At 72.0% G+C, this 26046-nt stretch carries 20 protein-coding genes; 16 read left to right on the top strand and 4 right to left on the bottom strand.

What is annotated here, in order from left to right; all coding sequences use genetic code 11:
* Window positions 1-15: 15 nt before the first annotated feature.
* Window positions 16-1068, top strand: coding sequence for an ion transporter (locus LPT13_RS06735; RefSeq protein WP_242164882.1), 1053 nt, complete (start codon window positions 16-18; stop codon window positions 1066-1068).
* A gap of 34 nt (window positions 1069-1102) precedes the next feature.
* Here LPT13_RS06735 and LPT13_RS06730 read toward each other — a convergent pair whose 3' ends face one another.
* Entirely contained in the window at window positions 1103-2074 is a 972-nt protein-coding gene (locus LPT13_RS06730; RefSeq protein WP_242164881.1) for a patatin-like phospholipase family protein, read from the bottom strand.
* A gap of 186 nt (window positions 2075-2260) precedes the next feature.
* Here LPT13_RS06730 and trxA point away from each other — a divergent pair, with 186 nt between their 5' ends.
* The 5 genes from trxA to LPT13_RS06705 all read left to right on the top strand — a co-directional run bounded on the left by trxA (window position 2261) and on the right by LPT13_RS06705 (window position 7459).
* Complete coding sequence (gene trxA, locus LPT13_RS06725) at window positions 2261-2569, top strand: thioredoxin (protein ID WP_242164878.1); 309 nt, start codon at window positions 2261-2263, stop codon at window positions 2567-2569.
* Window positions 2570-2646: 77 nt separating this feature from the next.
* Entirely contained in the window at window positions 2647-3609 is a 963-nt protein-coding gene (gene trxB / locus LPT13_RS06720) for a thioredoxin-disulfide reductase (protein ID WP_242164877.1), read from the top strand.
* Window positions 3610-3907: 298 nt separating this feature from the next.
* A complete protein-coding gene (gene prfA, locus LPT13_RS06715) occupies window positions 3908-4981 on the top strand; it encodes a peptide chain release factor 1 (RefSeq protein ID WP_242164875.1) in 1074 nt (357 codons plus the stop codon).
* Window positions 4982-5172: 191 nt separating this feature from the next.
* Window positions 5173-6327, top strand: a complete 1155-nt coding sequence (locus tag LPT13_RS06710; protein WP_242164873.1) for a N5-glutamine methyltransferase family protein — start codon at window positions 5173-5175, stop codon at window positions 6325-6327.
* Between the two features lie 295 nt (window positions 6328-6622).
* Entirely contained in the window at window positions 6623-7459 is an 837-nt protein-coding gene (locus LPT13_RS06705) for a purine-nucleoside phosphorylase (protein ID WP_242164871.1), read from the top strand.
* A gap of 143 nt (window positions 7460-7602) precedes the next feature.
* On the opposite strand, the gene LPT13_RS06700 is transcribed toward LPT13_RS06705, so the two are convergent.
* A complete protein-coding gene (locus tag LPT13_RS06700; RefSeq protein ID WP_242164868.1) occupies window positions 7603-8568 on the bottom strand; it encodes a LysR family transcriptional regulator in 966 nt (321 codons plus the stop codon).
* 328 nt (window positions 8569-8896) lie between these two features.
* Here LPT13_RS06700 and LPT13_RS06695 point away from each other — a divergent pair, with 328 nt between their 5' ends.
* From LPT13_RS06695 to LPT13_RS06670, 6 genes are all read left to right on the top strand, one after another.
* The gene (locus LPT13_RS06695) at window positions 8897-11077 is read left to right on the top strand and encodes a molybdopterin-containing oxidoreductase family protein (protein ID WP_242164866.1); all 2181 of its coding nucleotides are present in this window, start codon (window positions 8897-8899) and stop codon (window positions 11075-11077) included.
* Window positions 11077-11412: a 4Fe-4S dicluster domain-containing protein gene (locus tag LPT13_RS06690; RefSeq protein ID WP_242164864.1), complete on the top strand. Its 336-nt coding sequence runs from the start codon at window positions 11077-11079 to the stop codon at window positions 11410-11412. Before LPT13_RS06695 ends, LPT13_RS06690 begins: the two co-directional genes overlap by 1 nt.
* A gap of 190 nt (window positions 11413-11602) precedes the next feature.
* Window positions 11603-12910, top strand: a complete 1308-nt coding sequence (locus tag LPT13_RS06685) for an MFS transporter (protein WP_242164862.1) — start codon at window positions 11603-11605, stop codon at window positions 12908-12910.
* A gap of 354 nt (window positions 12911-13264) precedes the next feature.
* The gene (locus LPT13_RS06680; protein WP_242164860.1) at window positions 13265-14152 is read left to right on the top strand and encodes an MBL fold metallo-hydrolase; all 888 of its coding nucleotides are present in this window, start codon (window positions 13265-13267) and stop codon (window positions 14150-14152) included.
* Window positions 14153-14311: 159 nt separating this feature from the next.
* Window positions 14312-14839: a gamma carbonic anhydrase family protein gene (locus LPT13_RS06675; protein ID WP_242164858.1), complete on the top strand. Its 528-nt coding sequence runs from the start codon at window positions 14312-14314 to the stop codon at window positions 14837-14839.
* A gap of 107 nt (window positions 14840-14946) precedes the next feature.
* Window positions 14947-15879, top strand: a complete 933-nt coding sequence (locus LPT13_RS06670; protein WP_242164856.1) for a PLP-dependent cysteine synthase family protein — start codon at window positions 14947-14949, stop codon at window positions 15877-15879.
* A gap of 550 nt (window positions 15880-16429) precedes the next feature.
* Here the strand turns inward: LPT13_RS06670 and LPT13_RS11725 are convergent.
* Window positions 16430-17689, bottom strand: a complete 1260-nt coding sequence (locus tag LPT13_RS11725) for a papain-like cysteine protease family protein (RefSeq protein ID WP_277926941.1) — start codon at window positions 17687-17689, stop codon at window positions 16430-16432.
* A gap of 513 nt (window positions 17690-18202) precedes the next feature.
* Here LPT13_RS11725 and ilvB point away from each other — a divergent pair.
* The 3 genes from ilvB to serC all read left to right on the top strand — a co-directional run bounded on the left by ilvB (window position 18203) and on the right by serC (window position 21852).
* The gene (ilvB, locus tag LPT13_RS06660; RefSeq protein ID WP_242164854.1) at window positions 18203-20056 is read left to right on the top strand and encodes a biosynthetic-type acetolactate synthase large subunit; all 1854 of its coding nucleotides are present in this window, start codon (window positions 18203-18205) and stop codon (window positions 20054-20056) included.
* 3 nt (window positions 20057-20059) lie between these two features.
* Window positions 20060-20542 (top strand): acetolactate synthase small subunit, encoded by a 483-nt coding sequence (gene ilvN / locus LPT13_RS06655; RefSeq protein WP_242164852.1) that lies wholly within the window; start codon window positions 20060-20062, stop codon window positions 20540-20542.
* 227 nt (window positions 20543-20769) lie between these two features.
* The gene (gene serC, locus LPT13_RS06650) at window positions 20770-21852 is read left to right on the top strand and encodes a 3-phosphoserine/phosphohydroxythreonine transaminase (RefSeq protein ID WP_242164849.1); all 1083 of its coding nucleotides are present in this window, start codon (window positions 20770-20772) and stop codon (window positions 21850-21852) included.
* 310 nt (window positions 21853-22162) lie between these two features.
* On the opposite strand, the gene LPT13_RS06645 is transcribed toward serC, so the two are convergent.
* A complete protein-coding gene (locus LPT13_RS06645) occupies window positions 22163-23629 on the bottom strand; it encodes a helix-turn-helix transcriptional regulator (protein ID WP_242164847.1) in 1467 nt (488 codons plus the stop codon).
* A gap of 182 nt (window positions 23630-23811) precedes the next feature.
* Here LPT13_RS06645 and LPT13_RS06640 point away from each other — a divergent pair, with 182 nt between their 5' ends.
* Window positions 23812-26046 carry a molybdopterin-dependent oxidoreductase gene (locus LPT13_RS06640; protein WP_242164845.1) on the top strand — a complete coding sequence of 745 codons (2235 nt, stop codon included), beginning with the start codon at window positions 23812-23814 and terminating at the stop codon, window positions 26044-26046.

The following is a 26046-nucleotide window of genomic DNA, read 5'->3' as shown; positions in this document are numbered from 1 at the left end:
AAGGAGGGCGGCTCCGTGACGAGGCATCGCAAGGGCGGCGCGGAGCGGCGCGCCGCGCGGCTGGCGCGCCGGCTCAAGCTCGACAGCGCCTCGGAGCTCAAGCGCCAGACCTTCTACGCCCTGGAGAACGCCTCCCGCGGCCGCCTGATGGCGAAGGTGGCCGGCTACGCGCTGTTCGCCCTCATCCTCGCCAACGCCGCCATCGTGTTCGTGTCGGCCCAGCCGGGGCTCGACCCGGTGGCCACCTGGGTCATCGCGCGGTTCTACACCTTCTCCACCGTCTGCTTCGCCGTCGAGTACCTGGCGCGCATCTGGATAGCCGACCTGGCCTTCGGCGACGTGTCGCCGGCCCGCGCGCGGCTGCGCTACATGACCTCGTCCCTCGGCATCATCGACTTGCTCTCGTTTCTGCCCAACATGGTGGCGTGGTTCGTGCCGGTGACGCCGTCGGTGCACGACGCCATCAACGTGCTGCGCCTCGTGCGCCTCATCAAGATATCCCGCTACATGCGCGGGCTGCGCACCATCGGGCGGGTGCTCTCCAAGCGCAAGCACGAGATCGTGGCGTCGTTTCTGGTCATAGCGCTTCTGGTGGTGGTGTCGAGCATCCTCATGTACGAGATCGAGAGCCCCGTGCAGCCCGACGCGTTCAACAGCCTGCTCACGGGCCTGTACTGGGCGGTCGAGACGGTGACCGGCACCGGCTACGGCGACATCGTGCCCGTGACGGTGCCCGGGCGCATGGTGGGCTCGCTCATCATGTTCCTGTCGGTGGCGCTCGTGGCCATCCCCGGCGGCATCTTCTCGGCCGGCTTCGTGGCGGAGTTCCAGAACGCGAGCCTGCGCCGCATCGAGCGCGACGAGCGCAAGGGCCGCGCCCGGCAGAAGGCGGGGGAGGGCGGTGCCGGGGGCGGCGATGGCGACGATGACGCGGACGAACGCGACGACGGCCGCGGCGACGATGGGCGCGACGACGGCGGCGATGGGGACGGCGGCCGCGACGACCCGGGCGAGCGCGATGACGACCGCGACGATCCCGCCGAGGGCGAGGGCCGCGCGCGGCTGTGACGGACGGGGCGCGCGCCGGGCGGCGCGGGCGCGGCTAGAGCAGCGTCTCGGGCGCGGGGTCGGCCGGCGCGGGAGCGGCCAGGTAGGCCATCAGGTCGTCCCATACGCGCGTGGTCACGGCCACGCCCTCCTCGTAGAGGGCGAGCAGCTTGCCCTGGTCCTTCTCCATGCTGGCCACCTCCACCGGCTTGTCGGGGCGGATGACGAAGGCGCGCCCCTCCTCGTGGAGCCGGTCGACGCCGCGGCTTGCGCGGTTGTACTCGAAGTGGCGGTTGGCCAGGCGGTCGACGAACAGCGGGTAGTCGGCGAAGCGGCGGTCGAGGACGGGCATGAGCTTGTTGGGGCCCTTCACGTAGCCGGCGTCCTGGGTGCACACGACGATGTGCTTGGAGGCGCCGGTGGCCATCGAGTAGACGATGGGGATGGAGTCGCACGTGCCCCCGTCGAGCAGCTTCCTGCCGCCCACCTCGACGATCTCGCTCACCAGCGGCATCGAGGAGGAGGCGATGAGGTAGGGCACGTCGGCGCGGGCGTCGCGGATGCGGTGGTAGTCGGCCTCGCCGGTGACCAGGTCGCTCGACACGGCGATGAGCTCCATGGGGGAGGCGTCGAAGGCCTCGTAGGGGAAGGGGTCGAGCACGTTGGGGATGACGTCGAAGCTCATCTCGCGGCCGAAGGCGTTGCCCGTGCGCACGAAGCTCTTGAGCGACAGGTAGCGCCAGTCGGTGCAGTACTTCAGGTTGACGTAGCAGCCGCGCCCGGCCTGCCCGGCCACGTAGTTGTAGCCCATGAGCGCGCCGGCCGACACGCCGATGACCCGCTCGCAGAACAGGCCGCGGTCCATGAAGCAGTCGAGCACGCCGGCGGTGAACAGGCCGCGCATGGCGCCGCCCTCGAGCACCAGGTTGGCGCGGGTCACCTCGTGACCGCGCCAGGCGACGGGGAAGTCCACCTCGGCGGGCTGGTAGTCGGCCTCTATCTCCTCTTTCAGGGTGTGGGAATCCATGGCTGTCCTCTCGTTTTTCGTTGCCATTATAGTTCAGTTTCATGCCATTACGGGAACGCTGGCGAAACGCTTGGGAACAGGGCCCTACAATGGGCCCATGGCTTGCCCGGGGCCTGGCTGCGCGCCGCGGGCGATGTGAACGCAAGGCAGCCCATCGCACATCTGACCTGCAAGGAGGCAGACACTATGAGCGAAGTCATCTCTTCCGCCGATTTTCAGTCGAAGGTCCTCGAGGCGCCGGGCAAGGTGCTCGTCGACTTCTTCGCCACCTGGTGCGGCCCGTGCCGCATGCTGGCCCCCGTCCTGGACGAGGTGGCCGCCGAGAACGCCGCCGTCAAGGTGTACAAGGTCGACATCGACCAGAGCCCCGACGTGGCGGCCCGCTACGGCGTGACCTCCGTGCCGACCCTCGTCGTCTTCGTGGACGGCCAGGTGGTCAACCAGACCGTCGGCGCCCAGCCCAAGCAGAACATCCTGGCCCTGCTGAACGCCTAGGATACCCCGACGCATCGCCGACGCGGGCGCCCGCGGCCTCTCGGCCCGGGCGCCCGCTCGCATAGGGAGGAGAACCCATGGACCTCAACACCTCGGGCGACGCGCTCGCCCGCGAGCCCGAGACCGTCGACCTGGCGGTCATCGGCGCCGGCCCGGCCGGCATGACGGCGGCCCTGTACGGGGCCCGCTCGGGGCTCACGACGCTGCTGTTCGAGCGGCTCTCGCCCGGTGGGCAGTGCGCCACCACCGAGCATCTGGAGAACTACCCCGGCTACTCCGACTCGACGAGCGGGTTCGACCTGGCCATGAAGATGCACGCCCAGGCCTCCGCGTTCGGCGTGCGCACGGTGACCGAGGAGGTGACCTCGGTCGACCTGTCGGTGACCCCCAACCTCATCGCCACGCCGTTCGGGTCGTACCGGGCCCGCACGGTCATCGTCGCCACGGGGGCGACGCCCGCCCAGCTGGGGCTGCCGCATGAGGACGAGCTGCGGGGCCGCGGCGTGTCCTACTGCGCCACCTGCGACGGCAACTTCTTCCGCGGCCGCGACGTGGCGGTCATCGGCGGCGGCGACACCGCCGTGGCCGACGTCATCTACCTGGCGCGCATCTGCCGCAAGGTCTACCTCGTCCACCGGCGCGACAAGCTGCGCGCCACGGCCATCTACCACGAGCGCCTGCGCCAGCTCGACAACGTCGAGCTGTGCTGGGACAGCGTGGCCGAGGAGCTCGTCGTTGAGGACGGCCGCGTGGCCGGCGTGCGGCTGCGCAACGTCAAGACCGACGAGGGGCGCGTCCTCGACGTGGCGGCCGTGTTCATCGCCGTGGGGATGCGGCCCAACACCGCCTTCCTCGCCGGCGACCTGGAGCTCGACCAGTCCGGCTACGTCATCGCCGACGAGATGGGGCGCACGGCCATGCCCAACGTCTTCGCCGCCGGCGACGTGCGCGTCAAGGAGCTGCGCCAGGTGGTGACCGCCGTGGCCGACGGCGCCAACGCCGCCACCGCCGCCGCCGACTACCTCGACTGGCGCAAGTAGCCCGTGGGCGCGGGGGAGGGGGCGGGCCGCCCGCCGGCCCGCCCCCTCGTGTGCTTGGCGGGCGCGCCTGCCCACCCGCCCACCCCTCGCTCGTGATCTCGGTGGGCGCCCCCGCCCCCTCGACGCGCCCGCCGGGGACGGGCCTGTCCGCGGCGGTCGTCGGGCGCGACCCGGCGCGCCGGCCGGTGCGCGGCGCCTCCCTTCCCCCTCTTCCCCTTCTCGCGCCTTCAAGGAGCGGCGGCGGTCTGGTATCATCAAGGGCTGTGCGAAAAACGACGTCACGTGAGGAAGAGCCGACATGCAAGAAGCAGGTATGCGCGAGAAGCTCGTGAAGATAATCGAGGCCTACGAGGAGCTCCAGAACAAGATGGGCGACCCGGCCGTGCTCGCCGACCAGAAGGAGTACAACCGCCTGGCCAAGGAGTACGCCGACCAGGGGCCGCTCGCCAAGAAGGCCGTCGAGTACGTGCAGGCGGCCGACGACCTGGCCGAGGCCAAGGAGATGCTGGCCGACGCCGAGATGCGCGAGTTCGCCCAGGAGGAGATCGCCCGCATCGAGGGCATCCTGCCGGCGCTCGAGGAGGACATCAAGTTCATGCTCATCCCGGCCGACCCGGCCGACGACAAGGACATCATCGTGGAGATCCGCGCGGCGGCCGGCGGCGACGAGGCCGCCATCTTCGCCGGCGACCTCTACAAGATGTACGAGCGGTTCGCCGGCGCCCAGGGCTGGAAGACCGAGACCATGGACGTGTCGCCCTCCGAGGCCGGCGGCTACAAGGAGATCCAGTTCAAGGTGAAGGGCGACAAGGTGTACTCGGTCATGAAGTTCGAGTCCGGCGTGCACCGCGTCCAACGCGTCCCCAAGACCGAGAGCCAGGGGCGCATCCACACCTCGACCGCCACGGTGGCCGTGCTGCCCGAGGCCGACGAGGTGGAGGTCGAGATCAACGAGGGCGACCTGCGCATCGACGTGTACCGCGCCGGCGGCCCGGGCGGCCAGTGCGTGAACACCACCGACTCGGCCGTGCGCATCACGCACCTGCCCTCCGGCCTGGTGGTGCAGTCCCAGGACCAGAAGTCGCAGCTGCAGAACAAGATCGCGGCCATGGCCGTGCTGCGCGCGCGCCTCTACGAGAAGATGCTCGCCGAGCAGCAGGCCGCCGAGGGCGCCGAGCGCCTGGCGCAGATCGGCTCGGGCGACCGCTCCGAGAAGATCCGCACCTACAACGGCCCGCAGGATCGCGTGACCGACCACCGCATCGGCTACAACGGCACCTACAACGGCGTGCTTTTGGGCGACAACCTGGGCGACGTGATCACGGCGCTCCAGGCCGCCGACCGCGCCCAGAAGCTGGAGGCGGCAGTCTAGCGCGCCGCTGCGGCGCGCTTGGCGGGGCGCCGGGTGCGCGCGGGCGGCGCGGTGCGCGGAAGGCGCGTCGCGCGGGATACGGCGATGCGGGTCGCGTGCTGGCAGCGGGCGCGAGGCGCGCTGCGCGCGTGGATGGAAGCGAGGGGGAGGGCGCCGGGCGGCGCCCTCTCGCGTGATCGGGGAGGGACGGCATGGCGGACGAGACGTGGACGGTGCGCTCGGCGCTCGAGTGGACGGGCGGCTACCTGGGGCGCCATGGGGACGAGAGCCCGCGGCTGTCGGCCGAGTGGCTCATATCCGAGGCGTGCGGCCTCACGCGCGTCCAGCTCTACCTCGACCTGGACCGGCCGCTGTCGGCCGGCGAGCGCGAGGTGCTGCGCGGCTGGGTGGCCCGCCGCGCCCAGGGCGAGCCGCTCCAGTACCTCGTCGGCGAGGCCCCCTTCCGCTACCTGACCGTCAAGGTGCGCCCCGGCGTGCTCATCCCGCGGCCCGAGACCGAGGTGCTCGTGAGCGAGGCGCTCGCGTGCCTGCCGCCGGCCGCGCCCCGCGAGGCCGCCTGGAGCGCGGAGTCCGCCGAGCAGGAGGCCGCCGCCGTGGCCGCCGTCAAGGAGCAGCTGGCCGCCCTGGGCGCCGACGCGCCGGGCGCGGGTGCGCGGGTCGGCGGGGCGGGCGGCCTCGGCGACACCCGGAATGTTTCACGTGAAACATTCGTTCGCGATTCGGCCCCTGATGGGGAATATGACGCGGCTGGGGAAGTTGTTTCACGTGAAACACCCGCCGGTACGCTCCCGGCGGCCGCGCCGGATGCGGAGGGGGAGCGCGGCTACTACCTGGTGGCGGACATCTGCACGGGGAGCGGGTGCATCGCGTGCGCCATCGCGAGCGAGCGGCCCGACACCCGGGTGATCGCCGTGGACGTGGCGCCCGAGGCGGTGGCGCTCGCGCGCGAGAACGCCGAGGCCGCGGGCGTGGCCGATGCGGTGCGCGTGATCCAGGGCAACCTGGGCGACCCCATTCCCGAGCGCTACCTGGGCCGGCTCGACCTGGTGGTGTCGAACCCGCCCTACGTGCCCACCGCCGTCATGGCCGAGGTGCCGCGCGAGGTGTCGGCCTTCGAGCCGGCGCTCGCGCTCGACGGGGGCGCCGACGGCCTCGATCTGTTCCGCCCCCTCGTCGCCTGGGCCGCGCGTGCCCTGCGCCCCGGCGGCGCGCTGGCCTGCGAGCTCTTCGAGGGCCACCTCGACGAGGCCGCCCGCCTCGCTGCCGCCGCCGGCCTCGTCGACGCGCGCATCGTCGCCGACCTCGCTGGCCGCCCCCGCGTCCTCACGGCCCGCAAGCCCGCCTAGGGCGCTCGCGCCGCGCACGCCCTGCCGGAGGAGGGGCCGCCCGCGCTCCGCTGGAGGGGGCGTGCTCCGCCGGAGGAGGAACCGCTCGTGCTCCGCCGGAGGAGGGCCCCGCCCGGGCTTCGCCGGAGTGCCCTCGGGCGCGGCTCGGCCGTCTGCTGGCGCGGGGCCGCCTCGCCCGGGGGCGTCTGGTACAATGGGCGGGTATAGGATCATGTCTACTATCGCCGGGTGACGCGGCGGGCCGGGCGGGCGCTGGGCGCCCGGGGCGCGGCGCGGGCGGCGGAAGGGAGCGGTCATGTCGCAAGAGCGCAACGTCCTCAAGGAGCAGCTGGCCGAGGCGGCCGCGGCGCTGCGGGAGCGCCTGGGCGGGCGGGCGCCCGAGGTGGGGATCATCCTGGGCTCGGGCCTGGGCCCGCTCGCCGAGCGCATCGAGGACGCCGCCTACGTGCCCTTCGGCGACATCCCCCACATGAGGACGTCCACGGCCACGAGCCACGTGGGACGCTTCGTCTGCGGCACCCTGGGCGGCCGGCAGGTACTGGCCATGCAGGGGCGTCTCCACGGCTACGAGGGCAACACCGCCCAGCAGGTCGCCTTCCCCGTGTGGCTCATGCACGAGCTGGGCGTGGGCGCGCTCATCACCACCAACGCGGCCGGGGCCATCAACGAGGCCTACCGCGTGGGCGACTTCTGCCTCATGGCCGACCACATCAACCTCACCGGCCGCAACCCCGTCGCCGGCACCGACCCCGACGGCATCGCCTTCCGCTTCTTCAGCATGCTCGACGCCTACGACCCGGCCCTGCGCGCCCTGGCGCATGAGGTGGCCGACGAGGCGGGCATCCGCGTCCAGGAGGGCGTCTACCTGGGGCTCCTGGGGCCGAGCTTCGAGACGCCGGCCGAGATCCGGGCCTTCCGCGGCTGGGGCGCCGACACGGTGGCCATGTCGGTGGTCGAGGAGGTCATCGCCGCGCGGCACGTCGGCATGCGGGTGCTCGGCATCTCGCTCGTGACCAACATGGCCTGCGGCGTGGAGGGCGCGAATCCCAACGACACCGAGGTGCTCGCGGTGGCCGCCGACCGCGGCGAGGACTTCTGCCGGCTCGTCACCGGCGTCGTCGGGCGGATGTAGCGCGCCAGGCGAGCCCCGCGCGCCTCGTGCCGCGCCGCGTCGCCGGACGCGCGCCTCGCGTGCCACGTCGCCGTTCGTGCCAGCGTCCCGACGCGCTCCGCGTCGTGCCGGCATCCCCGCCGCGTCGCACTGGGTACACGTCTCTAGGCCGCGGGCTGGTGCGCCGGGTCGGCCAGGTAGGCCGCGCAGCGGGCGCGGAAGCACGCCTCGAAGCGCTCGACGTAGGCGAGCGCCGCCGCGTCGGGTGCCTCGTCGGACCGGTGCGCGAACCCCATGCAGAACCGCGCCGCGCCCTCGATGGGCGCGTAGGCGAGCCGCTCGTCGGGCTGCGACAGGAACACGCTCAGGGAGTCGGTGAACGTGACCGCCTTGCCCGCGGTGAGGTAGTTCGCGATGCGCGTGAGGTTGGAGGCGTGGGTGATCACGTTTTCGAGCGGGCAGTCGCGGAACATGTCGCGCACGATCCAGTTGAGCACGGCGTCGTTGTAGTAGGCCACCGGCAGCTCGGCCACCCGCTCGAGGGAAAAGGCGCCCTTGCCGGGACGGATGAACCGCGATGACCCGGCGAGCATGATCTCGGTGAGGAACAGGGGCCGGAAGGCGACGTGCGGCGCGCGGGCGAGCTCGCGCGCCTCGTCGAGGGGCAGGCACAGCGCGAACACGGCGTCGGTGCCCCCGCGCTCCAGCTCGCCCATGATCTCGGCGTAGCTGTGCTCGATGATGGCCACGTCGTCCAGCCCGGCGGCCGTGAGCTCGCGGTCGAGCAGGGAGAACAGGGAATCAGCCACGAAGGCGGCCGCGTGCAGGACCGGCGGGGAGGCCGCCGGGCGGTTCAGGGGCCCGGCGGCCCGGGCGAACGGGCGCATCGCGGCCGCCAGATCGTCGCGCGCGGCCAGGCACTGCCGGGCATGGGGGACGAGGGCGCGCCCGGCGTCCGTCAGGCGCAGCCGCGCGCCGTCGCGCTCGAACAGGCGGCACCCCAGCTCGCGCTCGAGGGCGGCCACGGCCTTGCTCAGCCCCTGCTGGGACACGAACTGCTGACGCGCGGCGGCGGTGAACGACCCCTGCTCGGCCGCCGCGGTGAAGTACTCCAACGCCTCGAACCTCATGGGCTCCCCCTCGAGTAGCACCGGAATCTGCCGCACAGGATAGCAAACGCCCGCCGCCCGCGCTCGCGTCGAGGCCGGCCTCCCCACCTCTTCCTCACCGTATCCACAACTCGCGGTTGTGGGATCACTGCCTTTCACTGTTTGCCCGCGACCGCTCGCCGGCCCATACTGGTCCCAAGGGGGGATGAGGGGCGCGCAACGTTCTCTCCGGGTTCTCCGGTCGCGCCCCCCTTCGCGCCTGCCGATCGGCAGCGCCTCTTATCGCCGCTCGGCTGTGACGGGGCCGGATACCCGGCCATGGGGGCTTCACTTTGAGAGGAGTGATTCTATGCCCATCAAGAAGACGAGGACCGTCTGCACTACCTGCCATGCCCGATGCGGGGTGTTCGTCTACTCCGACGGGGACGAGATCGTCAAGATCGAGGGCGACCCGGACAACCCGAAGTCCTACGGCACGATCTGCGGCGCCGGCATGTCCCAGCGCGAGATTCACAACGACACCGAGGGGCGCCTGCTCTACCCGATGCGCCGCGTCGGCGAGCGCGGCAGCGGCGAGTGGGAGCGCATCACCTGGGACGAGGCCCTCGACACCATCGCCAGCGAGTCGCGCCGCATCATCGACGAGTACGGCCCCGAGGCCATCGTCACCGGCCAGGGCACCGGGCGCACCACCAACCACTGGCACTGCCGCCTCAACTCGACGCTGGGCCTGGAGGGCTGGTCGCTCGTGCCCACCCACGTGTGCCTGATGCCCCACATCCTGCCCAACGCCATATCGCTGGGCATCTTCAGCCCCGCCGACGGTGATCTGGCCAACTCGGGCACCATGGTGCTCTGGGGCCAGAACCCGGCCATGGAGCGCGGCATCATGAGGCGCATCCTCGACCGCCAGCGCGACGGCGGCAACCTCATCGTCATCGACACGCGCTTCCAGGACATGTCCAAGCACGCCGACCTGGCCATCCAGCCGCGCCCCGGCACCGACGGCGCGCTCGCGCTCGGCATCATCCGCGAGGTCATCGCCAACGACTGGTACGACCATGAGTGGATCGAGAACTGGACCTACGGCTTCGAGGACCTGCGCGCCCGCGTGGAGGAGTTCACCCCCGAGCGCGTCGCCGAGATCTGCTGGATCGAGCCCGACCAGGTGCGCGTGGCCGCCCGCATGATGGGCACCCAGGGCCCGGTCGGCATGATGGTGGGCCTCGGGCCCGGCTGCATGCACACCAACGCCATCCAGAACGGCCGCGCCATCGCGTGCCTCCAGGGCCTGCTCGGCTGGATCGACGTGCCCGGCGGCGTGAACGTGCCGGTGGCCTTCTCGGTCATGCTCGACGACAAGATCACCCTGTGGGACTCCGCCAAGGACCCCGGCCGGCCCGACCTGTTCACCTTCGGCGGCGAGAAGCACCCGCTCTACAAGTCCTTCGGCCGCTCCAACGATCCCAACTCGGTGTTCAAGGCCATGATCACCGGCGAGCCGCGCCCCGTGAAGATGTTCGTGGCCATCGCCGACGACCCGCTTCTGTGCTACGAGGACGCCAACCTCACCTACCAGGCCATGACCAGCCCCAACCTCGACCTCATCGTGGTGAAGGACTTCTACCTGTCGCCCACGGCCCAGCTCGCCGACATCGTGCTGCCCACGGCCGACTGGTCTGAGCGCTGCACCTACGACGAGGAGCTGGACGGCCCGTTCATCCTCGCCTTCGACCAGGCCGTGCCCGCGCCGGGCGAGTGCTGGGACGACTGGCGCTTCTTCCTGGAGTGGGGCAAGCGCATGAACCCCGAGCAGTGGCCCTGGGCAAACGAGAAGGAGATGGTGCTCTGGCGCCTCAAGGAGTTCTACGGCTTCGACCTGACCTGGGAGGAGTTCCAGGCCGTGCCCGTGCGCGTCGTGGGGATGGGGGAGCCGGGCGCCGAGCCGGTGTACAAGAAGTACGAGAAGGGGCTGCTGCGCCCCGACGGGCAGCCCGGGTTCCCCACCGTCACCGGCAAGATCGAGTTCTCGAGCCCGGCCATGGCCGCCTTCGGCTACGACCCGGTGCCCGACTACACCGAGCCCGCCGAGAGCCCCGTGAGCACCTCCGAGCTGGCCGAGGAGTTCCCGCTCATCGGCTCGACCGGGCATCGCGTCTACAGCTTCTTCCACTCCGCGTGGACCAACGTGCCCGCCCAGCGCTACTTCTACCCCGAGCCCTTCGCGGTGGTGCATCCCGACGACGCGGCGCGCTACGGCGTGACCGACGGCGAGTGGATGACCATCTCCTCGCCGCGGGGCAAGATCATCTCCAAGGCCCTCGTGTCCCGCGAGGCCAAGGAGGGGTGCGTGTTCATTCCGCGCCCGGCGTGGCGCGACGAGTGCCGCGCGCTGGGGCTTCCCGGCTACGGCTGGGACAAGGCCAATGGCAACGTGCTCGTGCCCTCCGAGCCGGCCGAGCCCGGCTACGGCGCCACGGCCATGCGCTCGTTCCTCTGCAAAATCGAGCCCGGAAGGGGTGATCTGTAATGAGCCGGATCGATGGGGGCGGCATCGCCCTGCTGCTTGACCTGGACGACTGCATCGGCTGCTTCGGCTGCGAGGCGGCCTGCCGCGAGACCTACCGCTACCCCTACCATGAGGACTGGATGAAGGTGGTGCGCCGCGAGCCTGTCGTGGTGGACGGCGAGCTGCGCCAGTACCACCTGGTGGCGCCCGTGCTCGACAAGTGCCGCGTGTGCTACGAGGCCGACCCCAACCCGCTGTGCGTCACCGGCTGCGCGGCCCAGGCGCTCAAGATCGGGCCGCTGGCTGAGATCGTGCCCCAGGCCGAGGGCCGCCACTGCGCCATCTTCACGGCCTAGCCGGCGCTAGCCGGCGCGCCGGGGGGCTCTCAGGCCTCCGGGCGGGATCACGCGCCCTGCGCGGCCCGTCCGGAGGCGCCGGGGAGCCCCCCGGCCCCCTTTCCCGCATGTTCCGCACATCCCGCGCGTGACGAGCCGCCGCCTGCCGGCGGCCCGGCTCGTCATGCCCTGATACCAAGGGAGGCTTCTCATGGAAGTCCAAGGAAAGCGCCCCATGATGGCGGCCGTCGGCTGCGCCATCATCCTGACGGTGGGCCTCGGGTCCACCTCTCTTCTGAACGCCATCGCCGTGCTGCTGGTGGAGGGCATGGGCATCGACCTGGTGACCTATGCCTTCGGGCCGATGCTGGCCACGGTGTTCGCGTTTCTCGGCAGCCTGGTGGGCACCAAGCTCATTGGCCGCATCGGCCCGAAGCGCTGCCTGCTCATCGGCAGCGTGTGCACGGCGGCGGCCCTCGTGCTGTTCGCCACGGCCACCGGGCCGGCCATGTGGTACGCCGGCAACGTCATCAACGGCGTGGTGCTGGCCATCGGCGCCCACGCCTCGGCCGCGGGCGTGCTCTCCGAGTTCTACGGCGAGCGCACCCCCACGGTGTTCGGCGTGGTGGTGGGCATCATGGGCTTCATCATCGCCGGGCTTGTGTTCGTCGAGTCGATGCTTCTGCAGGTGCTCGACTACCGTACCATCATCTACGGCTACGCGGCCCTGGTGCTGACCCTGGGCGTCTTCGCGAACCTCGTGCTCATCGGGCGGCTGCCGTCCCAGGCCGCGGCAGCCGTGGGTCCCGCGGCCGAGGGCGACCCGCTCGTGGCCGACGCCGCGCCGGAGGCGCCCGTGGCCGCCGCCCCCGAGGCGCCGGGCATCACGCTCCAGCAGGCGCTGCGCACGCCGGCCCTGTACCTGTTCTTCGCCGCCATGGTGTTCGCGTCGTTCCCGCTCAACGGGTTCTCGGCCTACGCGTCCAACTTCTTCGCGGCGGGCGGCCTGGACCCGGCCTTCGCCGTGACGCTGCTGTCGGCGTTCGCGCTGCTCGTGGCCGTGGTGAGCCTGGTGTCGGGGGCAGTCACCAAGAAGCTGGGGGCCTCGGCGTCTTCGGTGGTGGTGTTCGCCGGGTTCGCCGCGGGCATCGCGCTGCTGGTGCTGTGGATGACGGGCTCGGGGACGCCCGCGCTCTACGGGGGCCTGGTGCTCTGCGCGCTCATCGGCCCCGTGCAGATCCTGCCGGCCCTGTTCATCCCGCAGCTGTTCGGCATGCGCGACTACACGGCCATCAACGCCGTGGGCATGGGCGCGTTCTACCTGGGCGGGGCGGCGGTGTTCCTGGTGGCCGCGGCCATCATGCAGTCCGCCGGGTTCGCCATGGGCTTCGGCGTGCTGGCGGCCTCCGGCGTGGTGGCCTGCGTGCTGTTCCTGCTGGCCGTGGCTGCGAGCCCGATGCGCCGCGCGACGAGGGACGCCGGCTCGGTTCCCGATCCCGCCCCCGCGCCCGAGGCGTAGGGCCATCCTGGCGCGCCCGCGCGCCGCGCCGCACCGCACCGGAGGCGGAACGCGCCTGCGCCTCGCCCGGGGAGGCGAGTGCCGGCTGGGGAGCGGGGGATTCTGGCCGGAAACGATGCGAATTCCGCAGGCTGTCGCGCTTGCGGGGCCTCGTTTGGCCGCTTTTGCCGCGAATTCCGCAGCTGGGGGCGCCCTGGCTGCGGAATTCGCGTGCTTTTCGGCCAGAATCTCGGCGGATGATGGGGTTTCGGGCTGCTCGGGGGCCGGCGGCGCCCCCATGCGGTATCCTTCTCGCCTGAGACGGATGGGGCGCCCCGCGTGCGGCGGGGCGCCCGTGTGTGGGGAAGGGCGCCTATGATGAGGCTGCACGTGCTGGCCAGCGGCAGCGGCGGCAACGCGGCGGTGGTGGAGAACGCGCGCACGGGCGAGGGCGTCCTCGTCGACTGCGGCATCTGCAAGCGCGACCTCATCGCCCGCTGCGCCGAGGCCGGCTTCGACCCGGCGCGCATCGCCGCCGTCCTCATCACCCACGACCACGGCGACCATGTGCGCGGCCTGGGCGTGGCCCTGCGCGGGCTGGCGCGCCTGGGCTGCGTGCCGCCGGTGTACGCGAGCGGGGCCGTATGCGCGGCGGCGCCGGCCATCGCCGAGGCGGCCGGCAGCGTGGGGGCGGACCTCCGCGCGCTGCGCGCTGGCGACGCCGTGTCGGCCGCCGGCATCGAGGCCCACGCCTTCCGCACCTCCCATGACGCTGCCGAGTCCTTCGGGTTCCGCTTCGAGGACGCGGGTGCGCCGGCAGGGGCGGCCGCCGGGGCCGCGACGCCGGGAGCGCCGGCGTCCGCCGCGCCCGACGCGGGCGCCCGCGACGTCATCGCCTTCATGACCGACACCGGCGTGGTGACGCCCGAGGCCCACGAGGCGCTGGCCGGCGCGCGCCTGCTGGCCATCGAGTCCAACCACGACGCGGCGATGCTCGAGCACGGGCCCTACCCCTGGCCGGTGAAGCGGCGCATCGCGTCGGATCGGGGGCATCTGTCCAACGACCAGGCGGCCGCCGAGCTGGCGGCGCTTCTGGCCGAGGGCGGCGCCGACGGGCTGCGCGCCGTCGTGGCCATGCACGTGTCGCAGGAGAACAACGACTACCGCCGCCCCGCCGAGGGCCTCGCCGCCGCGCTGGCCGCCGCCGGCCACCCCGCCTCCGTCGCGGTGGCCTACCAGAGCCGCCTCGTGTCGCTTGCCTGAGGCGCCGGGCGGCCGCTGCGCTCCCACGTCGCGCCCCGCGCGCCCCACGCGTCACTCGCGTCCCGCTGCCGCCCGCCGCGGGCGGAGACGCCCGAGCCGCGCTCGCGGCGCCGGGCGGGTACAATGGCGCCCTCCCATCCCTCGTCGAAAGGACGCCCCATGGACTACCAGGCCCAGACCATCGACCCGACCGCCCGCATCGCGCCGAGCGCCGTGGTCATCGGCGACGTCACCCTCGGCGCCGACGTGACGGTGCTCTTCAACGCCACCCTGCGCGGCGACTGCCGCGGGCGCATCATCGTGGGGGATCGCACGAACATCCAGGAGCTCGCCTGCGTGCACGTGCCCCTCGACGGTGACACCGTCATCGGCGCCGACGTGTCGGTGGGCCACGGCGCCATCCTGCACGGCTGCGTCATCGGCGACGGCACGCTCGTGGGCATGGGGGCGGTGGTGCTCGACGGCGCGCGCGTGGGGCGCGACTGCCTCATCGGTGCCGGTGCGCTCGTGACCGGCAGCGCCGATGTCCCCGACGGCATGCTCGTGGTGGGCAGCCCCGCCCGCGCCAAGCGCCCCCTCACCGACGAGGAGCTGGCCGGCCTGCGCGAGAACGCCGACGAGTACGTGGCCATCGGCCGCGACCTGGCCGCCCAGGGCCTCCTCGCCGAGGGCCCCGCCGCCCGCTAGGCCGCCGGGCGCCGGGACCCCGCCCCGCGGGCGCGCGGCGGGGCCCCGGCGTGGCGCGCCGTGGTAGAATCGGCGCGATACGCTGACCGATCCCCTAAGGAAACGACATGATCTACGATACCGTCCTCGACGCCATGGGCCGCACGCCCCTCATCCGCCTCAACCGCCTCTGCGAGCCCGACGCGGCCGAGATCCTCGTCAAGTACGAGGGCATCAACGTGGGCGGGTCGGTCAAGACGCGCACCGCCTGGCAGATGATCGAGGCCGCCGAGAAGCGCGGCGACATCGGGCCGGACTCCATCATCGTCGAGCCCACCAGCGGCAACCAGGGCGTCGGGCTGGCGCTCGTCTGCGCCGTCAAGGGCTACGCGGCCCGCATCATCATGCCGGACTCCGTCTCCGAGGAGCGCCGCAAGCTCGTGCGCCACTACGGCGCCGACGTGATCGTCATCCACGACGACGGTGACATCGGCAAGTGCATCGCCGAGTGCATCGCCACCGCCGAGCGCCTGGCGGCCGCCGACCCGCGCGTCTACGTCCCGCAGCAGTTCGAGAACGAGGACAACCTCTTCGCGCACAAGTACCACACCGCCCTCGAGATCGTCGAGGACGCCGAGGGCCCCATCCACGGCTTCTGCTCGGGCATCGGCACGGGCGGCACCATATCCGGCATCGGCCAGACCCTGAAGCGCCTCTACCCCGACGTGGAGATATGGGCGGTCGAGCCGGAGAACGCGGCCATCCTCTCGGGCGGGGGCATCGGCACGCACCTGCAGATGGGCATCGGCGACGGGCTCATCCCCGCCATCCTCGACCAGGGCATCTACGACGACATCTGCATCGTGTCGGACGAGGAGGCGCTGGCCTGCGCCCGCGAGCTCGCCCGCGAGGAGGGGCTCATGGTGGGCGTGTCGAGCGGCACCAACGTGGCGGCCGCGCGCCGGCTCGCCCGCAAGCTCGGCCCCGGCAAGACCGTGGTCACCCTGCTGCCCGACACCGGCGAGCGCTACTTCTCCACCGAGCTGTTCGCCGGCGAGTAGCGCGCCTTGCGCGGGACGCTGGGCGCGCTCGCGGGGCGGCGGGGGGCTGTGCTGAGGTGCCCGTCCTCTGCGCCGGTGCGACGCCGGGCGTGAGGCTGCCGGGCGCGGGCGCTTGGCCAGGGATCGGCGCGCTCGCGCACATTTTTTCAACTTCGTCGCTATTCGGGGGCGCCTTGGGGGCGCCCCTCGCCCTCTTTGGCGGCGATTCGGGCTGATTCGCGGGGGATGCGCGCCCCTTTCGGCGGGATCGCGCGCGCCAGGCGGCCGTTTTCAGCGACAAAGTTGAAAAAATGTGCGCGAGCCGGCCTATGGCTGGCCACGGGGGGCGTCTCGGGACGCTTTCGGGGTACCGGATGGCAATCTATCGAGGTTTGGCATGCGAAACGGCGCGCGTCGGGCGTGCCGCGGCGCCCGTGGGGTGGGCGCGCGGACGGCGACCTGGGTTTTCGCGCGCGGGCGGCCGCCTGCGCCGGCGGCACGGGCGCGCCCGGCTATGCCGAACCTCGATAGATTGCCACGGAGGGCGTGAAAAGCGTCCGCGCGCGCCGCGCTAGGCGCGGGCGTAGGCGTAGAGGGCCGTCGAGGCGTCGAGCACCTCGTCGAAGGTCCAGCTCTCGGCGGAGCGCTCCGAGCTGGTCGGGTCGACGATCACGAGCTGGCTGTGCTCGTTGATGCCGGTGAGCACCACGCAGGAGACGTGGTCGTCGAAGGTGCCCGGCCGCGTCACGCAGATGACCGGCCGCCCGTTGCCGATGGCCCGGCGCAGGGCCAGCGCGTCGGGATCGAGGGGGCGCGCGTCGAGGCCCGCCGCCGCGGCGCCGTCGGTGAGCAGCACGGTCACGTCGGCCTCGGCCGCCGAGGCCGCGCCCGCGCCCTCGGCCCAGCCGGCGAAGTCGAGCGGCGTGCGCGAGCCGTCGCCCGTCTCCTCCACGTAGGCCATGCACAGCGCGCAGGGCGCCGCGCCCGACTCGCCGATGGTGGTCACGCCGAAGGCGGCCTGGGCCCAGCGCGGGTCGCCCTGGTAGACGGCGGGCACGGTGCCGCGCGCCCAGCCGCTCTGGGGCGTGCTCACGTCGACGCTCAGGTCGGGGGCGAAGTACTCCTGGGCGTCGGCGCTGCGGGGCGGCACGGCCCACGAGAAGGCGATCACGGCCGCCATGCACAGAAGCCCCGCCAATCCGATGACGAAGGCCCAGTTGAGGGGCGTGCCAGGGGTGTGGGGCGCCACGAGGGAGGATGCGGCGGGGGTGTGGGCCTGGCGCGCGGGGACGTAGAAGCCCTCGGAGCTGGCGGCGGCGCGGGGGCGCGCGGCGCGCAGCGCGGGGCCCAGCAGGAGCGCGCGGGCCCGCTCGGCGGCGGTGCGCCGCGGCGTGTCGGAGGAGCGCTGCGTGGGGCGGGCGGCCCCGGCCCCGTGGGGCTCGGCCGCGTCGCCGGCCGCCGGATCCGCGTCGGCCGCGCCGGCGCTGGCGAGCATCGCCGCGGCGAGCGCGGCGGCCTCGGCGCCGTCGGGGAAGGACGCGGGGGCGGCCGCCGACGCAGCGGCGGGCACGGGGGCCTCGCCGCCGGCGGGGGAGGACGCGGCGGCCGTTTCCCCCACGGCGGGCGCGGGCTGCGCGGCGCCGTCGGGGGCGATGATGGGGAGGGCGGTGTCGTCGGCGCCAAGCCGCGCGCGGCGGCGGGCGGCGACGCCGTCGGGGCCCTTGGCGCGGCGGCGGGTCGGCTTGCGGCGGACGGAGGGCCGGCGCGCATCTGGCGCGGGACGGCGGTGGGGGGAGGGGTGGGACGGGTCGGCATGACGGCGGGTCGGCATGGCTCCCTCCTCTCGGTGACGCGGATGACGCTCTCTGGGGCCCAGCATAGGGGGCGGTGCGGTCCCCTCGTGCCCGTGGGCGCCCACCGTCAAGAACCCAACGCGCCTCCGTTACCGCCCCGCCATCGCCGTCACCGACCCGTGACCGTCCGGTAGCCGCCCTGCCGCCCGTCCTCTACGCCGCCTCCAGAAACCGCGCCACGCGCCCCGTCGCCTGGCGGGAGCGCGGGGCGCGCGAGGGGAGGGGAAGTGCGGCGCGTGGGTTATCGACTGTGAATCTTCCTGGCGGGAGCGCGGCGCGCGCGAGGGGAGGGGCGACCGCGCCCGTCCGCCGGCCCCGCCGGCGCCGTGGCGTCCGCATCCCGTCGGCCGCAGCCGCCCAGCCGCCCGGCGGAAGCGCGCCCTCCTCACCCCGGCTGCCGGGCGCCCGCGCCCCGCCGCCCGCCGCCCGCGCGCGGTGGCCGGCGCGCGGGCGCTATACTGTCCGAAAGGCGTTGAGAGGAGATGGGGCCGGTGGACGGGGAAGGCAGGACGGCGGGCGCACAGGCGCCCGAGCGCACCGCGGCCAGCGTGGGCGCGTGCCGGGGCGCGGGGTCGCGCACGGCCAAGCAGGGGCGCGTGATGCCGGGGGCCGAGGCCCTCGTCGCGTCGCTGGAGGCCGAGGGGGTCGACGTCGTCTTCGGCTACCCCGGCGGCCAGGCCATCCGCCTCTACGACGCGCTCTACGGGTCCGACCAGATCACCCACGTGCTCGCGCGCCACGAGCAGGGCGCCGTCCACATGGCCGACGGCTACGCGCGCTCCACGGGCCGCGCCGGCGTCGCCATCGTCACGAGCGGCCCGGGCGCCACCAACACCGTCACCGGCATCGCTACCGCCTACCTCGACTCGGTGCCCCTCATCGTCATCACCGGCCAGGTGCCGCGCTCGGTCATCGGCACCGACTCGTTCCAGGAGTCCGACATCGTGGGCATCACCATGCCTGTGGTGAAGCACTCCTTCCTCATCCAGGACGCCGCCGACATCGCGCGCACCGTGCGCGAGGCCTTCCACATCGCCGTCACCGGCCGCCCCGGGCCGGTGCTCATCGATGTGCCCTCCGACATCGCCGCCGACGAGGTGGCCTTCTGCTACCCCGACGCGGTGGACCTGCCCTCCTACAAGCCCACCTACCGCGGCAACGCGCGGCAGATCCGCGCGGCGTGCCGGCTCATCGAGGAGTCCGACCGCCCGCTCATGATCGTCGGCGGCGGCGCCGTCAGCTCCGAGGCGGGGCCCGAGGCCGCGGCCCTCATGGAGCTTATGGGCATCCCGTGCGTCACCACGCTCATGGGCAAGGGCGCCGTGCCCTCCTCCCATCCGCTCAACCTGGGGCCGGTGGGGATGCACGGGGCGAAGTACTCCAACCGCGCCATGACCGAGGCCGACCTCGTCATCGCCGCCGGCGCGCGCTTCTCCGACCGCGTGACCGGGCGCCTGTCCGACTTCGCGCCTAACGCGCGTATCGTCCACATCGACATCGACCCGGCCGAGATCGGCAAGGTCGTGGCCGTGGACGTGCCCATCGTGGGCGATCTCAAGGGCGTGCTCGCCGCCATCGCTGCCCAGCTCATCCGCGACGGCGCCCGCCCGCGCACGGCGGCATGGCTCGACCAGCTGGCGTCGTGGCGCGAGCGCTGGCCGTTCTACCACCCGCGCATGGCCGAGGCCGAGTCAGCCGGCGAGATCGTCCCCGAGGTGGCCATCGCCGAGCTCGGGCGCCAGATCGACCCGGACCGCTCCATCATCGCCACGGAGGTGGGCCAGCACCAGATGTGGGCCCACCAGCTGCTCGGCCGCGAGCGCCCGCGCGCCTTCGTCACCTCCGGCGGCCTGGGCACCATGGGCTTCGGGTTCCCCGCGGCCATCGGCGCGGCCATCGGCAACCCCGGCGCCCAGGTGGTGTGCGTGGCCGGCGACGGGTCGTTCCAGATGAACTCCCAGGAGATGGCCACGGCCGCGGCCAACGGCGTGCCGGTGAAGGTGATGCTCATGGACAACCGCTGCCTGGGGATGGTCCACCAGTGGCAGAAGCTGTTCTACGGCGGCCGCTACTCCGAGACGCTGCTGGCTCCCGTGCCCGACTTCGTGAAGCTGGCCGACGCCTACGGCTGGGCCGGCGAGCGGGTGGAGCGCCCGGCCGAGGTGGCCTCCGCCATCGCGCGGATGCTCGCCGCCGAGGGGCCCTACCTGCTCGACGTGGCCATATCGCCCGACCAGAGCGTGTATCCCATGGTGGCGCCCGGCGAGGGCCTCGACTCGATGATGGGCGCCATCGACGTGGCGGTGGGGGCCGTGCGCACCGGCGCCGGCGGAAGGGGGGAATAGCCCATGAGGCACGTGCTCTCGGCGCTCGTGGAGAACAAGCCCGGCGTGCTCTCGCGCGTGACGGGGCTCATCTCGCGGCGCGGCTTCAACATCGAGTCGCTGTCGGTCGGCACGACCGAGGACCCGTCCATGTCGCGGGTGACGGCCATCGTCCAGGCCGACGGGGTGGCCTACGAGCAGATCACCAAGCAGCTGCACAAGCTCATCGACGTGCACAAGATCACCGACCTCACCGACGAGGGCGCCATCGAGCGCGAGCTGGCCCTGTTCAAGGTGGCCGCCGAGCCCGAGCGGCGCAGCGAGATCATCGAGATCGCCAACATTTTCCGCGCGAAGATCGTGGACGTGGGGCGGTCCTCGCTCACCATCGAGGCCACCGGCGACGAGGCGAAGCTGGCCGGGCTCGAGGACCTGTTCCGCGCCTACGGCATCCGCGAGATCGTCCGCACCGGCAAGATCGCCATGTCGCGCAACGCGAAGGACTAGCGCCCCGCCCGCGCCCCCGCGCTCGCGGCGCCCCGCGTCCGGCGTCCTCGTCGGCGCCTGCTCCGCGCGCCATCAGCCCACGCCCCCGCGCTCGCAGCCGCCCCGCCGCCCGCCGCCCGCATCCGCCGCGCGCCGCCCGGCGCGCGCCCGCGGTGCTACGATGGCAGCAGCTATCCCACGCAGGAGGGCCGGCGGAAAGCCGGCCGCACTCACGAGAAGGAGCGAACATGGGCAGGGTCTACAACTTTTCAGCGGGTCCGGCGGTGCTTCCCGAGGAGGTGCTGCGCCAGGCCGCGGCCGAGATGCTCGACTACGACGGCACCGGCATGTCCGTCATGGAGATGAGCCACCGCTCCAAGCCCTTCGCGGGCATCATCGAGACGGCCGAGGCCGACCTGCGCGAGCTCCTGCAGATCCCCGAGAACTACCAGGTGCTCTTCCTCCAGGGCGGCGCCACCCAGCAGTTCGCCGCCATCCCCATGAACCTCATGCGGAACAAGGTGGCCGACTACATCGTGTCCGGCTCGTGGTCGAAGAAGGCGTTCAAGGAGGCCAAGCTCTACGGCGACGCCCGCTGCGTGGCGAGCTCCGAGGACGAGAACTTCTCCTACGTGCCCGACGTGGACGCCATCGAGTTCTCGCCCGACGCCGACTACGTCTACATCTGCCAGAACGAGACGATCTACGGCACCCGCTACCCCAAGCTCCCCGACACCGGCGACGTCCCGCTCGTGACCGACGTGAGCTCGATGTTCCTCTCCGAGCCGATGGACGTCTCCAAGTTCGGCATCGTCTACGGCGGCGTCCAGAAGAACATCGGCCCGGCCGGCGTGACCATCGTCATCGTCCGCGACGATCTGGTGCGCGAGGACGTGCTGCCCTTCACCCCCTCCATCATGCGCTACACCACCCAGGTCAAGGCGAAGTCGCTCTCTAACACCCCGCCGGCCTACGGCATCTACGTGTGCGGCCTCGTGTTCAAGTGGCTGAAGGAGCAGGGCGGCCTGACGGCCATGAAGGCCAAGAATGAGGAGAAGGCGGCCATCCTCTACGACTACCTCGACCAGAGCGCGCTGTTCAAGGCGACCGCCCGCAAGAGCGACCGCTCGATCATGAACGTGCCCTTCGTCACCGGCTCCGACGAGCTCGATGCGCTGTTCGTGGCCGAGGCGAAGAGCCACAACATCGAGTCCATCAAGGGCCACCGCTCCGTCGGCGGCATGCGCGCCTCCATCTACAACGCCATGCCCAAGGCCGGCGTCGAGGCGCTCGTCGCCTACATGGCCGAGTTCGAGAAGGCCCACGCCTAGGCCGCGTGCGATAGCCGATCAGCCAGAGGGGCGGGTGCCGCAGGGCGCCCGCCCCCTTCTCGTCTCCAGGGGGCAGGGGAGCGGCCGGTCTGCTCCGGCGGCCCCCCGCCTTCCATCGCGGCTCGCGTCCCTTCGGGGCGACCAGGTGCTCCACGTCTTTCGGGACAACGGCCTACGTCCCCGTTGTCCCCTTTCGCCTCCAGGGAGGTGAGGGAGCCCGGAGCGGGTGGGGCGGGGCGAAGGGAGCACCCCCGCAGCGAAGCGAGGAGGCGACCGCAGCCCCGCCCCACCCGCTCCGGGCGCCAGGCCCCTAGTCGCCTTCCACTGCGTCGAGGAGCTCCTCGCGCGAGCCGATGCCCATCTTGCGGTAGATGTTGTAGACGTGGGTCTTGACGGTGTGGCTCGATATGCAGAGCTTGTTCTGGATGTGCTCGACGCCGCGGCCGCGGGCGAGCAGCATGAACACCTCGGTCTCGCGGGCCGACAGCCCCGCGCCCCGCGCCACGGCCTCGCAGCGCGCCTGGAAGCCGCCCTCGCCCGGCTCCGCGCCGCCTCCCTCGCCCTGCGCGCCGACGGACGCGCCGCGCGGCCCCTCGCCGGCCAGCGGCGCCACGGCGGCGAACGTCACGAACACGGCGAGCACCACCACCAGCGCGAGCGCCGCGGCCGACAGCGTCGCGTAGTCCATCGCCCCCGACGAGGTGGCCGCCAGCCCGATGACGTGGCCGAGCGCGAGCCCCAGGTACAAACACGCCTGGGCCGACGCCGCCAGGTGCACTCGGGACGCCCGGCGCGCCTCGGCCAGGGTGAGCGCCAGGTCGATGCCGACGGCCTCGAAGAACACGTAGCAGCCCAGGAGCAGCAGGTTGCAGGCCACGGCCGGCAGCCCCTGGAGGAACGACATCGGGATGAGCGCGATGATGAGCACGGGGAACATGAGCCGGAAGCTGCCGCCCTGGCGGATGCGGTCGGGCAGGCGGCGCAGCCCCCACCAGGCCGCCCCCGCGCCGAGGGCCAAAAGGCAGGCGATGCCCGTGAAGAGCGGCTCGCTCGCCGCGATGCGCGTGGTCGAGCCGATGCCCAGGCCGAACACCACGCCGTAGGCCACCGCCGTCCCCTTGAACGAGGCGCCCCAGCGGGCGCGCCCGCGCGACTCGGCCAGCGGCACGAAGGCGGCCGGCACCGTGGCGGGGTCGGCCTCGAGCACGCGCAGCATCCCCAGGCTCAGCACCGGCGACACGCACAGAAGCCCGATGTTGAAGGGAAAGGGCAGCAGGTTCATCACCAGGTAGGCCGGCGCGCCGAGGGCCATGGCGCCGAGGAGCGCGGCCGTCCGCCCGGGCGCGGGGAAGGCGGCCAGGAGCTCCACCCACAGCATCAGCAGGCAGGCGAGCCCCATCCCGGCGAGCCCCCAGGCCACCAGGTCGAAGGCGAGCGGCAGCGCCGCGCCGATCGAGTGGAAGGCCAGCGAGGCCGACGCGGCCACCACCGAGAACATCCAGGCGCCCGCCTTCTGCACGCGCGCCCCGCGCTCCGACGCCATCCAGTCGGCGCGGCGGGCAATGATGACGCAGGCGAGCCCCGAGCCGCCCAGGAACACGACGCGCAGAAACAGGTGGTACCACAGAAGCTCCACCCCGCCGTCCATGAACGAGTTGCGCATGAGCATGGTGAAGAAGCAGCCCCAGTAGAGGGCGAACCCGCAGGCGGCGGTGAAGAGCAGCGGCCAGTTGAGGCCCTGACCTGGCTCAACGCCGGCGCTCATACTTTTTTCCATAGACGCTTCCCCCTTGGCATCGACCGATAGTCGCGACCCCGTGCCCGCGGTTTCACCCCCTTGGCCGATGGCGGCCCCCCGCGGCGCGGCCTAACGTGGCCACCAGGTTAGCGCAAGGCCGCGCCCCGGCGCAACGGGGACGCGGAACCGGCGCCCGAGTCTCTCAAGCAAGGGAGGAAGGTATGAGCGAGAAGTACAAGACCGTGCCCCACGAGCGGCCGTTCCGCTACGAGGAGGGCGACCTCAACGTGACGCGCGGCTGCGCCTGGACGGGGCCGGGGTGCCACCTGGGGTGCGGCGTCATCATGTACACCGACGCCGACGGCAAGTTCGTCAAGTGCGAGGGCGATCCGGAGGATCCCTGGACCGAGGGGCGCCTGTGCATGCGCTGCCTGGACGCGCCCGAGGTGACCAACCACAAGGAGCGCCTGCTCTACCCCATGAAGCGCGACCCGAGGGATCGCGGCAAGGACATCTGGGAGCGCATCACGTGGGACGAGGCCTACGACCTCATCACCGAGAAGTTCATGGACATGAAGGAGAAGTACGGCGCCGAGTCCGTCATCTTCGCCCAGGGCACCGGCCGCGACATCGCCGCCTACATCACGCGCCTGGCGTGGTCGTTCGGGTCCCCCAACTACACGGGCCTGCTCTCCGGCCAGGCCTGCTACCTGCCGCGCATCGCCGGCATGGCCGCCACCACCGGCGCGCCCTGGATCCCCGATGCCGCCCAGCAGTTCCCCGAGCGCTACGACCACCCCGACTACGAGGTGCCCGAGGTCATGTTCATCTGGGGCAACTACCCGCTCAAGTCCAACATCGAGGGCTTCTACGGCCACTGGGTGATCGACCTCATGAAGCGCGGCATGAAGATAGTCACCGTCGACCCGAAGGTCACCTGGCTCGCCACCAAGTCCGAGCTGCACCTGCGCGTGCGCCCCGGCACCGACGCGGCGCTGGCCTTGGGCATGATGAACGTCATCATCGAGGAGGACCTCTACGACCACGAGTTCGTCGAGAAGTGGTGCTACGGCTTCGAGGAGCTCAGGGCCCGCGCCGCCGAGTTCCCGGTGGAGAAGGTGGCCGAGATCACCTGGGTGCCGGCGGACAAGATCGTGGCGGCCGCCCGCATCCTGGGCAACGCGGCCAACTCGACGCTGCAGTGGGGCGTGGCCGTCGACATGACCCGCGAGGCCATGCCGGCTGGCCAGGCGATACTCGCCCTCTGGGAGATCACCGGCAACATGGAGCGCCCCGGCGGCATGATCGTGGCGCCGGAGATCTTGCCGGTGGCCGGCGGTTGGGGCCGCGAGATCCTGGGTCCCGTCCAGGAGGAGAAGCGCATCGGCATCAAGGACTACCCGCTCTACAACTTCGGCTTCGCCGTGTCCCAGCCCGACGAGACGGTGCGCACCATGGAGACGGGCGAGCCCTACGAGATCCACGGCGCGTGGCTCCAGACCACCAACCCCATCGCCTGCATGGGCGCCGACCCCCAGCGCCTCTACAAGGCCCTGAACAAGCTCGACTTCATCGTGGTGGTCGACCTGTTCAAGACCCCGACCATCGCGGCGCTCGCCGACGTGGTGCTGCCGGCCCAGACCTTCGCCGAGCGCAACGGCATCGCGTTCGTGTCCGGCGCCCAGCGCGGCTCGACCATCAACAAGGTCACCTCGGTCGGCGAGACGAAGTCCGACATGGAGATCAACCTCGAGCTCGGCCGCCGCTGGAACCCCGAGGCCTGGCCGTGGGACAACGTCGACGACATGTTCACCGACATGCTCAAGCCCACCGATATGTCCTTCGAGGAGCTCCAGGAGGTGGCCCCGGCCTACCAGCCCATCGAGTACTACCGCTACGAGAAGGGCATGCTGCGCCCCGACGGCGAGCCCGGCTTCAACACCCCGACGGGCCGCATCGAGCTGTGGAGCAACTTCTACAGCCGCGCCGGCCTCGACCCGCTGCCCTACTTCGAGGAGCCCGAGCCCGGCCCCGGGTCGACCCCCGACCTCATGGAGGAGTACCCGCTGGTCATGACCTCCGGCGCGCGCTTCTGGGGCATGTTCCACTCTGAGCACCGCCAGATCGAGCGCATGCGCCACTACCGCCCCTGGCCCCTCATGGAGATCCACCCCGAGACCGCCGAGAAGTACGGCATCCGCGACGGCGACTGGGTGTGGATGGAGGGCCCGCTCGGCCGCGCCAAGCGCAAGGCCAAGCTCACGCCCGTCATGGACCGCCGCATGGTCTCCTGCGACCACGGCTGGTGGTTCCCCGAGGGCGACCCCGAGAAGTTCTACGACGTGTTCGACCTCAACATCAACAACACGCTGCCCTGGATCCCCGGCAAGAGCGGCTTCGGGTCGAACTACAAGAGCTCCATCTGCAAGATCTACAAGGTTGAGGAAGGTGAGTAG

The sequence above is a fragment of the Adlercreutzia faecimuris genome (assembly GCF_022669055.1).
In the GTDB taxonomy this organism is placed as follows: domain Bacteria; phylum Actinomycetota; class Coriobacteriia; order Coriobacteriales; family Eggerthellaceae; genus Enterorhabdus; species Enterorhabdus faecimuris.
The sequence above is the reverse complement of the archived record's forward strand: the minus strand, read 5'-3'. Positions and strand labels throughout refer to the sequence as shown.